This is a genomic window from Rhodoferax sp. ZS1R25 (assembly GCF_056521335.1).
The window spans coordinates 199,796-212,932 of record NZ_JBWMAZ010000001.1; the positions used below are offsets into that span (position 1 = coordinate 199,796).

Sequence of the window (13,137 nt, forward strand, 5' to 3'; positions counted from 1 at the left end):
CTTAACCGCGCTTGGGGGCGGTCTTCAGGTGGGTGGCGTACAGCGTGAGGCCGGTGAACGACAAGCCGCCCACCAGGTTGCCCAACACGGTGGGGATTTCGTTCCAGAGCAGGTAGTCCATGAGTGTGAAGTGTGCACCCAGCAGCAGACCGGAGGGGAATAGGAACATGTTGACGATGGAGTGCTCGAAGGTCATGTAGAAGAACACCATGATAGGCATCCACATGGCGATGACCTTGCCACTGACGGTGGTAGAGATCATGGCACCGACCACGCCGGTGGAGACCATCCAGTTGCACAGCATGCCCCGCACAAACAGCGTCAACATGCCAGCGGCACCGTACTGTGCGTAGCCCAGCGTGCGGTTCTCACCGATGACGCCAATGGCTTTGCCCACCGCGTTGGGTTCGGTCGAGAAGCCAAAGGTGGTGACGATGGCCATGGCCAGGGCAACAGTGAAGGCGCCACCGAAGTTGCCGACAAACACCAAGCCCCAGTTGCGCAACACGCCGCCCACGGTCACACCGGGGCGCTTGTCGATGAGCGCCAGGGGCGCCAGCACGAACACACCCGTCAACAGGTCAAAGCCCAGCAAATACAAGATGCAGAAGCCCACAGGGAACAGCACGGCGCCGGCCAGCGGCTGGCCGGTGTTCACGTTGATGGTGACGGCAAACCAGGCAGCCAGACACAGGATGGCGCCGGCCATGTAGGCCCGCACCAGCGTGTCACGCGTGGACATGAAGACCTTGGACTCGCCCGCGTCCACCATCTTGGTCACAAATTCCGAAGGCACTAAATAAGCCATGAGAGATTTCCTTAAATCCAACGTTGCAAAAAAAAACGGCGTCCACTTCTGCACTCCCTGGGGGAGATGTGAAGTGGACGCCGTTGTCCGATTCCGTCACATTTGCAGCACGTACCGTGCCAGCGGAAATTCGCGGCAAACCCCGTGTTTTCTACGGGTTTACGCGGAGATGTGGAGGAGCGTTTGCTTCAAGTTGGTGCAAGGCGGGGTGCAGGCGGGGCTTTTCTGGTGCCACTGACCAACACGATGCCCAGCAGCACCGGCACCGCGCCAACCAGAAAGCTGGCCTCAATGGGTTCGTCCAGCAGCCAGGCCCCCAGCACGATGCCGAACAGCGGCGTCATGAACGAGAACACGCCCAGGCGCGACGCCAGGTAGCGGCGCAGCAACCAGAACCAGACCAGAAAGCTGGCAAACGACACCACCAGCGTGTGGAACGCCAAGGCAGCCCAAACGCGGGGGATGGGGTTGAAGTGGGCCTGGCCCGTGGACAGCGCCACCACCAGCAACAGCACAAACGCGCACACCAGTTGGTACAGCAGGGTTTGCGTGACGGGCGCGCTGGAGAGGCGCGAGCAGCGCACCACCATGGTGGTGGCGCCCCAGGCCATGCCACCCATCAGGCCCAGCACATCGCCCAGCAGCATGTTGCCGGGTGCCGCCGCCGACGGCTGGCTGCGGCCGAAGAAGGCAATCGACAGCCCGCCAAAGGCCATCGCAATGCCCAGCCACTGCACAGCCCCCAGGCGCTCAGCCGGCAGGCGCCAGTGCAGACCCAGCGCGGCAAAGATGGGTGCGGTGTACAAGAACACCACCATGTGCGAGGCGCTGGTGTGGCGCAGGCCCTCGCCCACCAGCAAAAACTCCAGCGCAAACAGCGAGCCCACCACCAGGCCTGGGCGCCAGTTGCCATCGCGCAAGCCCCAGTTCTCGCCGCGCGCCAGCATGAGCAGCGCCACCAGCGCCGCGGCGGCACCGGAACGCAGCGCAATGAGGAAGATGGGGGCAATATCGCCGGCTGTGGCTTTGAGGGCCACTTGCTGGAGGGCCCACAGCACGCACAGCACCAGCATGCAGCCAATGGCTTGGGAATCGAGGGGTTTGCGGGTGTCCATGCATTGATTATTGAATTGACGGCTTTCATTGATATAGTGAAAACCAGACAAGCCATACGCCGAAGCCGACAAACGCCGACGACCCCGCCGCCATGCCCATCCTCAAGCCCAAACTGGAGATTCCGCTTTCCAGCGCCAACCTGCCCTCGCCCATCATGTTTCGCAGCGCAGTGGCGCCGGCCGAAGGCATTTACCCGCTGCACCAGCACGCCTGGGGCGAGTTTGTGTATTCGTTCAGTGGCGTGATGGAGGTGAAGGTGGCCGACCACCACTACCTGGCACCACCGCAGTACGGCGTGTGGCTGCCGCCCAACCTCAAGCATGTGGGGCTGAACCGCTACGAGGCGCACCACTGCTCCCTCTATATCGGCCCCGCGCTGTGCCACCTGCTGCCTGCCACGCCCTGCGCACTGACGGTGAGCCCGCTGGTGCGTGCGCTCATGGAACACCTGCGCCAGCAGCTGCCCGGCCCTACGGTCAGTGCGCAACAGGCGCGCCTGCTGCAGGTGCTGCTGGACCAGCTGGTGCAGGCGCCGCGCGCGGGCAGTTACCTGCCGACCTCGGAAGACCCGCTGCTGAGCGCGGTGCTGCGCATGCTGGAGGCCAACCCCGGGGACAACCGCTCGTTGCCCGAACTGGCAAACGCCGCCCACACCACCGAGCGCACGCTGATGCGCCGCTGCCAGCGCGACCTGGGCATGTCGCTGGCGGAGTGGCGCCAGCGGCTGCGCGTGGTGCGCGCCATGCCCTTGCTGGAAGCCGGCCAGACCGTGGAAACGATTGCGCTGGACTTGGGCTATGGCAGCGCTTCGGCCTTCATCAGCATGTTCAAAAAACTCATGGGCACCACGCCCGACGAGTACCGCAAAGACGCGCTGACCGTGCAGCGCTAGCACCCGCTGGTTTGGCATTTCCCCACTTCTGAACCAGAATGCCTTAAGAAGAGCACCACAGCCTCTCTGAGGAGACAACATCAGTGGACACCGTTGGAACCACCCAGGCCGATGACAAGGCCCGGATCGTGGTGCATTTGGCTGCGGACGCGATGAGCGCCGCCCTGGACCTGAGCCCCTCCGCCGATGGCCGCAACGCCACCCTGGAAGAAGTGATGGCCGCGCTGGCGGAGGCCGGCATTCGCTATGGGCTGGACCACGACGCCGTGCTCGCGGCCTGCACCCAGGGGCAGGCAGCACAGGTGGTGGTGGCCCGCGGCACTGCCCCGATCCATGGGGTGGACGCAATCTTTGAAGCGCTGTCGCTGGACGCGTCCGTGCGCGCACCCAAGATCGACGCGCAGGGCCTGGTGGACTACCGGGAGTTCAGCGGCATCTGCCTGGTGACGCAGGGCGCGCCCCTGATGCGGCGCACACCTGCCAGCTGGGGCAGCGAGGGGCACACCATCACCGGCACCCCTCTGCCCTCGGTGCCCGGCAAAGACCTGCCATTTGCCGACGGACTGACAGGCGCCGCGGTGTCACCCGACGACCCCTACCTGCTGTGCGCCACGATTCAGGGGCAGCCCGTGCTGGTGGCGCAGGGCGTGCAGGTGGAGCCGGTGCTGCGCGTGGCGGAGGTGAATCTGGCCACCGGCAATATTTACTTCGATGGCAGCGTGCAGGTAGACGGTGATGTGATGCACAGCATGAAGGTGCAGGCCACGGGCGACGTGTCGGTGGGCGGCACCGTGGAGGGCGGATCGGTGGAGAGCGGCGGCAATGTGCTGGTGGGCGGCGGGATCATTGCGCAGGGCCAGGTGGTCAGCGGTGGGGGTGTGACCGCGCGGTTTACCCAGTCCGCCAAGGTAAAAGCCGAGACGGCCATCGTGCTGCACGACATGGCACTGGAATCCGAACTGCAGGCAGGCAGCCACATCGTGATTGGGGAGAAAACACCGCAGAAGGGCAAGCTGGTCGGCGGCAAGACCGCGGCCATGATGCTGGTGCGCGTGCCCACGTTGGGCTCACCCAAGTCCGGCACCACCACCGTGAACGTGGGTGCCAATCCCGAGCTGGAGCAACGCTACCAGGCGCTGCAGGAGCGCATCGATAAGGAAAAGGCCAACGAAGACAACCTGTCCAAGCTGGTGGCGCACTTGACCCAAACGGGGGACCCCAAGGCCATGCTGCCGCGGGTCAAGGCCTCATGGCAGCAGGCCACACAAACCTGGGCCAAGTCCCTGGTCGAGCAGACCGAGCTGGATGCGCTGCTGGCCATCACGCGCAACGCCAAGGTGCAGGTGATGCAGGGCACCCTGGGCGCGGTGGAGCTGGCGTTTGGCAAACGCAAAACCACGCTGCACAAGGAGTTTGCTGCCGGAGAGTTTTCGGTAGGGCCGGAGAACAAGATCCAATTCACCGACGCTGGCGGCCAGGCCTACCCCATCAGCTAGGGTCCAGGCTCACGCGTCAGGCAGCGGCTGCATGCGCCGGGGCGCCGCCAAAGCGGCTCTCGGCTTGCTTGCGAAACTCGGAGGGTGTCATGCCCTTGAGCTCCAGAAAACGGCGGTTGAAGTTGGCCACGTTGTTGAAGCCCACGTCGTAGCAAATATTCGTTACATAGTGGTCCGAGCTCATGAGCAGCTGGCAGGCGCGGTTGATGCGCACACGGTTCACAAAGTCGGTGTAGGTGTTGCCCGTGGCACGGCGGAAGAAGCGCGAGAAGCGGCTCTCGCTCATGGCCAACTCGGAGGCCACCTCAGCCGCGGTTTGCGAGTGCGAGGGGTTCTCGGTGATGCGGTTCACGATGGTGTTGATCTGGTCCAGCTCGGCGTCGTTTTCCACGCCACGCATTTGCACGTTGGAGAGCAAGCGGTAGTCGGTGCAGCGCGCCAGGTCGCTGGCCAGGTCGCAAAAAGCCGCCACCCGCTTGAGCCCGCGCGAGGACTTCACGGCATGCCAGTGCGACGCGGCGGTCTCGGCCATGCCAAAGAATTCGATACCGTGGCGTGCGCGCTCCAGCAGCGGCAGCACTTCAGAAAATTCGGGGATGGCGTGGCAGGCTTGTTCCAATGGCTCATGGCGGAACTGGATGACCAGGTCGCGCTGGGGCACGCCTTCGTCGGGCAAATCCAGCGAGATCCAGTTGTGCGGCAGGCGGGGCCCGCACAGCACCAAATGGCCAGGCTCAAAGGGACCGATCCAGTCGCCCACAAAGGCTTTGCCCGAGGTGGCGGTGATCAGGTGCAGTTCGTACTCGTCGTGGCAGTGCCAGCGCGCCAACGGCGTGGGGTAGCCATGGTCCAGGCAACGGATGAAGCCCACCTCGTCGGTCGGCTCGTAGCCTAGCGATGGATTGCGGTTGTAGTCTGCCTCCAGCTCAGGGGCCCGGCGGCGATTGGCCTGGCTCCCTGGCTGCGCATGCGATGGATGGGTAGCGACCATGGCAACTTCCCTCTAATGGATTCAAGATCTCACATTACCAGCTTTTGACTTTATTCAGCCCAAATGGTTTTTCACAAAGAGCTGCACCCGCGCATGGCCGACCCGCAGCGCATCGAGCAGCTGCGGGCGTGAGGCCAGTGGGCCCCACAGCACCGGGTCAGCGGCAAACGCAGCCACCGGGTCGGCCGATGCGCAGATAGCGTGAGCAGCTGCCGGGTCCATGGCCTGGTCCTGGTAGGTGTAGGCAATTTCGCCCTTGTGCCAGCGCTGCAAGTAGGCCAAAAACAGGGCGGGCAACATGGCCACGCTGGCAATGGATTCGCCACGTGCCAGACGTTCGCGGATGGTGGGCACGATGAAGCCAGGAATCTTGGAATACCCGTCCATGGCCACGCGTTGGTTGGTGTCGCAAATGGCGGGGTTGCTAAAACGGTCCAGCACCACATCGCGGTATTTGCGCAGATCCAGCGGGCTGGGGTTCTCAGGCGTGTCCAGCACGGGGATGGTGTCGTCGGTCACGTAGTCGTAGGCGATGCGGCGGATCACCGAGTCTTGCGTGCCTTCGTGGATGTACTCGTAGCCCACCAGCGTGCCGGCCCAGGCGATGCAGCTGTGGGTAGCGTTGAGCAGGCGGATCTTGGCTTCTTCAAACGCATCCACCGAGGCCACCATTTCCACGCCCACCTTCTCCCATTCCGGGCGGCCAGCAATGAAGTTTTCTTCGATCACCCATTGGATGAAGCTCTCGCCCATGAGGGCAGCCCGGTCATCCCAGCCGGTGGCGGCCTTGACGCGCTCGGCCACGTCGGGCGTGGGGCGCGGGGTGATGCGGTCCACCATGGCATTGGGGCTGCTGGTGTGCTGCTCCACCCAGGCTTTGAGTTCAGCGTCGCCCAGTGCATCGATGAACTGCAGCAGGCCCGCACGCGAGCGCTCGCCGTTGTGGCGCAGGTTGTCACAGTTCATCAGCGTCACGGGGCCCGCACCGTTGTGCAGGCGCGCGCGCAGGATGCTGACCAGACCACCGTAGATGGTGTGGCCGGCGCCGCCTTGCTTGACCGTTTCCAGGTCCGCACGCAGGTCGGCAAAGGCCGTCCAGTCCAGCTGGTTTTTGGCGTCCAGGTAATAGCCGGCTTCGGTCACCGTGAAAGAGATGATGCGTGTGGCCGGGTCGGCACCGGCAGCAATCAAGGGGGCCAGATCGTCCTGGTAGGGGATGACCTTCTGGATGGACTCGATGCGGGTGTAGCTGCGCTCACCCTGGGGCGTCACGGTTTCCAGCGTGTAGGCACCGCCCTGCGCTTGCAGGGCCGCCATGGTGTCCGCCATGTCCGGACGCAGGTTGCCACCGGTGATGGCCCAGCGCGTGTCGCCCTGCTGGCGCAATTCGTGGACATAGAGCGCTTGGTGTGCGCGGTGGAACGAACCCAGTCCGAGGTGAAGAATCGTATACATGGTCAGGCGTGGAAAAGGTTAACTCTCAAAATCACTCAAAGGTCAAACTGGGTGGGCATCATCACGACGTCCCGGATGGTCATGCCGCGGGGGCGCGTCAGCATGAACAGCACCACGTTGGCCACCTCAGACGCCTCCAGCAAACTGCCTTTGGCCTTGGCCTCTTCCAGTTTTTCGGCAGGCCAGTCCGCCAGCAGCGAGGTGATGACGGGCCCTGGCGAGATGGAGCCCACGCGGATGCCATGCTTGAACACCTGGCGGCGCACGGTCTGCACAAAGCAGTTGATCGCCCATTTGGACGAGGCGTACACCGGCTCCCACGGGGTGGGAAAGTGGGCCGCCAGCGAGCTGGTGACGATGATGTCGCCCACGCCGCGCTCAATCATGTGGGGCAGCACGTTGTGCACGTTCTTCATGACCACATTCACGTTCAGGTTGAGCATGCGGTCGATGGCGTCGGGATCGGAATCCACCAGATCACCGCCCACGTACAAACCTGCGTTGGCATGGAAGACATCGAGCCGGCCGGCAAGTGCCAGTACCCGCGCCAGCAGCGTGGCGCACTGCTTGGCGTCCAGCAGGTCCAGCACCAGCGGCAGGGCTTGGGGCCCCAGCTCTGCGCAGGCCCTGGCCAGCGCGGCCTCGTCGCGGTCCACCAAGACGACGCGTGCACCCGCCTCCACCATCGCGCGCGCGCTGGCCAGACCGATGCCAGAAGCGGCGCCGGTCACGGCGGCCACCTGGCCTTGCAAAGGGGTTGTTGTGGGGGTGTTCATGGCGTTCAGCAGTGGGGTTCGGATCAGTGCTTGCCAGCTGCCACCACGCGGCCATTGGCATCAAACAAGTGGGCCGAGTCGCCGTCGATCTGCACGCCCACGACCGAGCCCACTTGCAGCTCGGTGCGCGTGTTCAGGCGGGACACCAACTGGGCGCCGCTGTCGGTACTCACATAAATCAGGGTCTCGGCGCCCAGGGCTTCAATGAGCTCTACCTTGGCTTGCACCTGGCCCTGGCCCACACCCACCAACGTGAGGTTCTCCGGACGCAGGCCAATGGCGCCCAGGGCGGGCACGGCGAAGCCGGCCACCGTGGCGACTTGGGGCAGCTTGGCGGCCTCGATCACGTTCATCTGCGGGGTGCCGATGAATTGCGCCACAAACTGGTTGGCGGGGCGGTCGTACAGCTCCAGCGGGGTGCCGACCTGTTCGATGTTGCCGTCGCGCAGCACCACCACACGGTCGGCCAGAGTCATGGCTTCCACCTGGTCGTGCGTCACATAGATGGTGGTGGCGCCCAGGTCGCGGTGCAGCTTGGCGATCTCAATGCGGGTCTGGCCGCGCAGTGCCGCGTCCAGGTTGGAGAGTGGCTCGTCGAACAAAAACACCTTGGGCGCACGCACGATGGCACGGCCAATGGCCACACGCTGGCGCTGGCCGCCGGACAGCTCTTTGGGCGTGCGCTCCAGGTAGGCGGTGAGGTTCAGGATCTTGGCCGCGCGGTCTACCTTTTCCTTGATGATGGCGGGGTCCACATTGGCGAGCTTGAGCGCAAAGCTCATGTTCTCGAACACGCTCATGTGGGGGTAGAGGGCGTAGCTCTGGAACACCATGGCCAGGTCGCGTTTGCTGGAAGGCAGGTGGGTGATGTCGCGGCCGTCCAGGTGCAGGCTGCCGCTGTCGATGGCTTCCAGGCCCGCGATCAGGCGCAACAGCGTGGACTTGCCGCAGCCCGAGGGGCCCACAAACACCACGAATTCGCCGGGCTGGATGTCCAGGTCGATGCCCTTGATAACACGGTGTTCGCCAAACAGTTTTTCAACGCCGCTGAGTTTGAGGTAAGACATGAGAGAGGTCTCCGCTTGGTTATTGGTTTACTTGACGGCGCCGAAGGTCAGGCCTTGCACCAGTTGTTTTTGGCTGAACCAGCCGAACACCACGATGGGGCCGATGGCCATGAAGGACGCGGCAGACAGCTTGGCCCAGAACAGGCCCTCGGGGCTGGAGTACGAGGCAATCAGCGTGGCCAGCGTGCCGGCCTTGGCGGCGCTCAGGTTGAGCGACCAGAAGGCTTCGTTCCAGCTCAGCACCAGCGTGAGCAGGCCGGTGGAGGCCAGGCCGCCCATGGTGAGCGGCAACAGCACGTGGCGAAACTCTTGCCACAGCGTGGCACCGTCCATGCGCGAGGCTTCCAGAATCTCGGCCGGGATCTCCTTCAGGTAGGAGTACAGCATCCACACCATGATGGGCAGGTTGGACAGCGTGAACACGATGACCAGGCCGGTGCGCGTATCCAGCAAGCCGCTGGTCTGCGCCATCACATACACAGGCACCAGGGCACCCACGGCGGGCATCATCTTGGTGGAGAGCATCCACATCAGGATGTCCTTGGTGTACTTGCCCTTGAAGAAGGCCATGGCGTAGGCCGCAGGAAACGCGAGCGCCAGCCCCAGGATGGTGGAGGCCACACTGGTGATGAAGGAGTTTTGCGCATACAACATGTAGTCGCTGCGCTCCTGCACGATCTCGAAGTTCTCCAACGTGGGCGTGAAGAACACAAGGGGCGGCACCGAGATGGCCTGCAACTCGGTCTTGAAGGCGGTGAGTACCAGCCAGCCTAGCGGGAAGAACAGCACGAAGGTCACGGCCCAGGCACTCAAGGTGCGCAGCCAGTGCAACCACGGAAAGCTTTTGTGTTGTGTCATGGGGGTGCTCACTTGTCCAGGTTTTTGCCGACCATGCGGATCAGGAAGACCGCAGCGATGTTGGCCAGCACCACGGCGAACATGGCGCCCGCAGAGGCCACACCGGCATCAAAGTTCAGCAGCGCCTGCTTGAAGATCAGGAAGGCCACGTTGGTACTCGCGTCGCCCGGGCCGCCACCGGTGGTGGTGTAGATCTCGGCGAAGACGCTGAGCAAGAAGATCATTTCAATCATCACCACGATGGCCACCGAACGGGCCAGGTGCGGCAGGTATAGGTAGCGCAGCTGTTGCAGGTAGTTGGCGCCGTCCATGCGCGAGGCCTCTAACTGCTCGCGGTTCATGCTCTGCAGCGAGGTGATGAAGATCAGCGTGGCAAACGGTAACCACTGCCAGGACACGATGATGATGACGCTGAACAACGGGAAGTCGGTCAGCCAGTCCACCGGCGTGGCGCCAAAGAAATGCCAGACCTGGGCCAGCACGCCGTAGATCGGGTTCATCATCATGTGCTTCCACAGCAGCGCATTGACCGTGGGCATGACGAAGAACGGAGAAATCAGCAGGATGCGCACCAGACCACGGCCCAGAAACGGTTCGTCGATCAGCAGGGCCACCAGGGTGCCGCCAATCACGGTGATCAGGATCACACTGCCCAGCAACAACAGCGTATTCATGACGGCCGTGCCAAAGGACGGATCGGTCATGAAGTAGATGTAGTTTTCCAGACCTACGAAGCCCACTTTGTCGGGCTGCATCAGGTTGTAATGGATGACCGAGAAATACAGGGTCATCACCAGCGGCACGATCATCCACAGAAACAGGGATACAACGGCCGGTGCCATCAGGGCACGGGGAATAAAGCGACTCATACAACGACCTCGCGGGAAAAAGGGCGCGCGGGAGAGCCCCGCGCGCCTGAAAGTCCACCAACCGGAGAGGAGGGTTTACTTGTAGTAGCCCGCCTTCTTCATTTCGCGGTCAGCCGCGGCTTGAGAGGCTTTGAGGGCATCGTCTACAGACTTCTTGCCAGCCAGTGCCGCGCTCATTTCCTGGCCCACGGTGGCGCCGATGGCCTGGAACTCAGGGATGGCCGCGAACTGCACGCCAACGTACGGGCTCTTGGGCAAGGTGCTGTCGTTCGGGTTGGCCGAGTCGATCGCAGCTTTTTCAGCAGCGGCAAACTTGGCGGCCTTCAGGAACTCAGGGTTGGCGTAGGTGCTCTTGCGGGTACCGGTAGGCACGTGGGCCCAGCCATTGGTCTTGGCCACCAGCTCGATGTATTCCTTGGAAGTCGCCCAAGTCACAAACTTCGTGGCAGCGTCCACTTTCTTGGAGCCCGATGGAATGGCCAGTGCCCATGCCCACAACCAGTTGGCACCCTTGGGGGTTGCAGCCGTAGGAGCCTGTGCAAACGCCACCTTGTCAGCCACTTTGGACTGCTTGGGGTCGGTGATGAAAGACGCTGCGATGGTGGCGTCGATCCACATGCCGCACTTGCCTTCGTTGTACAGAGCCAGGATTTCGTTGAAGCTGTTGGCCGACGAACCGGGAGGGCCATAGTTCTTCAGCAGGTCCACGTAGAAGTTGATGGAATCCTTCCAGGGCTGGCTTTCCAGTTGGGGTTTCCAGTTCATGTCGAACCATTGGCCGCCGTTGGTGTTCACCAGCGTAGTCAGGAATGCCATGTTGTCGCCCCAGCCTGGCTTGCCGCGCAGGCAGATGCCGTACACGCCGTTCTTGGGATCGTGGATCTTGGCAGCCAGGGCCTTGATGTCGGTCCAAGTCGGCTTGTCAGCCACCTTGATGCCAGCCTTGTCAGCCAAGTCCTTGCGGTACATCAGCATGGAGCTTTCACCGTAGAAGGGCACAGCAAACATTTTGCCGTCTACAGACAGGCCGTTGCGCATGGCGGGCAGGATGTCGTCTGCGTCGTACTTGGCGTCAGTCTTGAGTTCTTGCAGCCAACCCTTTTTGCCCCAGATGGGGGTTTCGTACATGCCGATGGTCATGACGTCGAACTGGCCGCCCTTGGTGGCGATGTCAGTGGTCACGCGTTGGCGCAGCACGCCTTCTTCCAGCGTCACCCACTTCAGCTTGATGTCGGGGTTGGCAGTTTCGAAGTTCTTGCTGAGCTTCTGCATTTCGATCATGTGGCCGTTGTTCACGGTGGCCACAACGAGTTCTGTCTGTGCGTATGCGGCGCTGGCCAGCAAGCCAAATGCCAGGGCTAGAGATGCCTTGAGTTTCATGTTTTGTCTCCTAAGGGAAGTTCGGGTGTTCAGCCAATGCCAACGATGCATCGACAGGCCTGAATAGTAGAAGTCGCCCCTTCCGGGGGTTGATACTTTTGGAACGATTGACAGTATTGGCGTGCAAAAAGTAGTCAGGGTTTTCCCATATACACGCGATAACGTATTGATTTGGCGAAATTTTGGCGAAGTTTGGGTTGAACCTGCAGGGGCGTATCGGGGTCGGCCAGGGAGACTGAGGGGGCTCTGCAAGGACCAAACCGGCCTAAAACCACCACTTTTTAGATGTTTAGGTAATTAAGAACTGAGAAAACAGTAGTTCTCGTTTTAACGGCCCGATTCCAGAATCCACCCCATCGCACTGTTGCGTTGCTTCTCTGGAGTTGTTTCATGGCCCACCGTCGCCACATCCTGAACTTTGCCGTGGCTGTTGCCCTGGTCAGCGCCGCCGCAGGCGCCCTGGCCCAGCAAGCGGTCACTTTGCTCAACGTGTCCTACGACCCGACACGCGAGCTGTATGTCGAATTCAACGCGGCGTTCACCAAGTACTGGAAGGCCAAGACCGGCCAGGACGTGACGATCAAACAGAGCCACGGTGGCTCTGGCAAACAAGCCCGTTCCATCATTGATGGTCTGGACGCCGATGTGGCCACCTTGGCCCTGGCCGGTGACACCGATGCCATCGTGAAAAACGGCGGCTGGATCGCCAAAGACTGGCAAAAACGCCTGCCCCACAACTCCACGCCCTATGCGTCCACCATCGTGTTCGCCGTGCGTGAAGGCAACCCCAAGAAGATCAAGGACTGGGACGACCTGATTCGCCCCGATGTGAAGGTCATCACCCCCAACCCCAAGACCTCTGGCGGCGCCCGCTGGAACTACCTGGCCGCCTGGGAATTCGCCAAGCGCAAGTACGGCAGTGACGACAAGGCCAAGGAATTCATTGCCAAACTGTTCGCCAATGTGCCAATCCTGGACACCGGCGCCCGCGGCTCCACCATCACCTTTGCGCAGCGCGCCCAGGGCGATGTGCTGATTGCCTGGGAGAACGAGGCCTACCTGCTGGAAAAAGAATTCGGCGCCAAGTTTGACGTGATCGCCCCCCCGCTGTCCATCTTGGCCGAGCCTGCCGTCGCCGTGGTCGACAAGAACGTGGACAAGAAGGGCACCCGTGCCGTGGCCACTGCCTACCTGGAGTACCTGTACTCCGAAGAAGGCCAGGACATTGCAGGCAAGAACTTCTACCGCCCCGTGATCTCCGAAAAGGCAAAAGCCAAGTACGCCAAGCAGTTCCAACCCCTGAAGCTCTTCACCATTGAAGAAGCCTTCGGCGGCTGGGAAAAGGCCGATGCAGCGCACTTTGCCGATGGCGCCAGCTTCGACCAGATCTATACCAAAAAGTAAGCCCTAGCCCCCGTAAACAAAGCGC

Annotated in this window: 12 protein-coding genes; 3 read left to right on the forward strand and 9 right to left on the reverse strand. The window is 62.3% G+C overall.

What is annotated here, in order from left to right:
* Position 1 precedes the first annotated feature (1 nt).
* Entirely contained in the window at positions 2-808 is an 807-nt protein-coding gene (locus AC097R_RS00870; RefSeq protein ID WP_479595708.1) for a formate/nitrite transporter family protein, read from the reverse strand.
* Between the two features lie 188 nt (positions 809-996).
* Positions 997-1,923, reverse strand: a complete 927-nt coding sequence (locus tag AC097R_RS00875; RefSeq protein ID WP_479595709.1) for a DMT family transporter — start codon at positions 1,921-1,923, stop codon at positions 997-999.
* A 92-nt stretch (positions 1,924-2,015) separates the two neighbouring features.
* Between AC097R_RS00875 and AC097R_RS00880 the strand changes: the two genes are divergently transcribed.
* Positions 2,016-2,816 (forward strand): AraC family ligand binding domain-containing protein, encoded by an 801-nt coding sequence (locus AC097R_RS00880; protein WP_479595710.1) that lies wholly within the window; start codon positions 2,016-2,018, stop codon positions 2,814-2,816.
* A gap of 83 nt (positions 2,817-2,899) precedes the next feature.
* Positions 2,900-4,312, forward strand: a complete 1,413-nt coding sequence (locus tag AC097R_RS00885; protein WP_479595711.1) for a DUF342 domain-containing protein — start codon at positions 2,900-2,902, stop codon at positions 4,310-4,312.
* Between the two features lie 16 nt (positions 4,313-4,328).
* Here AC097R_RS00885 and AC097R_RS00890 read toward each other — a convergent pair whose 3' ends face one another.
* The 7 genes from AC097R_RS00890 to AC097R_RS00920 all read right to left on the reverse strand — a co-directional run bounded on the left by AC097R_RS00890 (position 4,329) and on the right by AC097R_RS00920 (position 11,708).
* The gene (locus tag AC097R_RS00890; protein ID WP_479595712.1) at positions 4,329-5,303 is read right to left on the reverse strand and encodes an AraC family transcriptional regulator; all 975 of its coding nucleotides are present in this window, start codon (positions 5,301-5,303) and stop codon (positions 4,329-4,331) included.
* A 54-nt stretch (positions 5,304-5,357) separates the two neighbouring features.
* Positions 5,358-6,758: a D-arabinitol 4-dehydrogenase gene (dalD, locus tag AC097R_RS00895; protein WP_479595713.1), complete on the reverse strand. Its 1,401-nt coding sequence runs from the start codon at positions 6,756-6,758 to the stop codon at positions 5,358-5,360.
* A 35-nt stretch (positions 6,759-6,793) separates the two neighbouring features.
* Positions 6,794-7,534, reverse strand: a complete 741-nt coding sequence (locus AC097R_RS00900; RefSeq protein WP_479595714.1) for an SDR family oxidoreductase — start codon at positions 7,532-7,534, stop codon at positions 6,794-6,796.
* A 23-nt stretch (positions 7,535-7,557) separates the two neighbouring features.
* The gene (locus AC097R_RS00905) at positions 7,558-8,601 is read right to left on the reverse strand and encodes an ABC transporter ATP-binding protein (protein WP_479595715.1); all 1,044 of its coding nucleotides are present in this window, start codon (positions 8,599-8,601) and stop codon (positions 7,558-7,560) included.
* Positions 8,602-8,628: 27 nt separating this feature from the next.
* Entirely contained in the window at positions 8,629-9,459 is an 831-nt protein-coding gene (locus AC097R_RS00910) for a carbohydrate ABC transporter permease (RefSeq protein WP_479595716.1), read from the reverse strand.
* 8 nt (positions 9,460-9,467) lie between these two features.
* Positions 9,468-10,328, reverse strand: coding sequence for a carbohydrate ABC transporter permease (locus AC097R_RS00915; protein WP_479595717.1), 861 nt, complete (start codon positions 10,326-10,328; stop codon positions 9,468-9,470).
* A 75-nt stretch (positions 10,329-10,403) separates the two neighbouring features.
* Positions 10,404-11,708 carry an ABC transporter substrate-binding protein gene (locus AC097R_RS00920; protein ID WP_479595718.1) on the reverse strand — a complete coding sequence of 435 codons (1,305 nt, stop codon included), beginning with the start codon at positions 11,706-11,708 and terminating at the stop codon, positions 10,404-10,406.
* 390 nt (positions 11,709-12,098) lie between these two features.
* Here AC097R_RS00920 and AC097R_RS00925 point away from each other — a divergent pair, with 390 nt between their 5' ends.
* A complete protein-coding gene (locus AC097R_RS00925) occupies positions 12,099-13,112 on the forward strand; it encodes a sulfate ABC transporter substrate-binding protein (RefSeq protein ID WP_479595719.1) in 1,014 nt (337 codons plus the stop codon).
* The last annotated feature ends 25 nt before the right edge of the window (positions 13,113-13,137 follow it).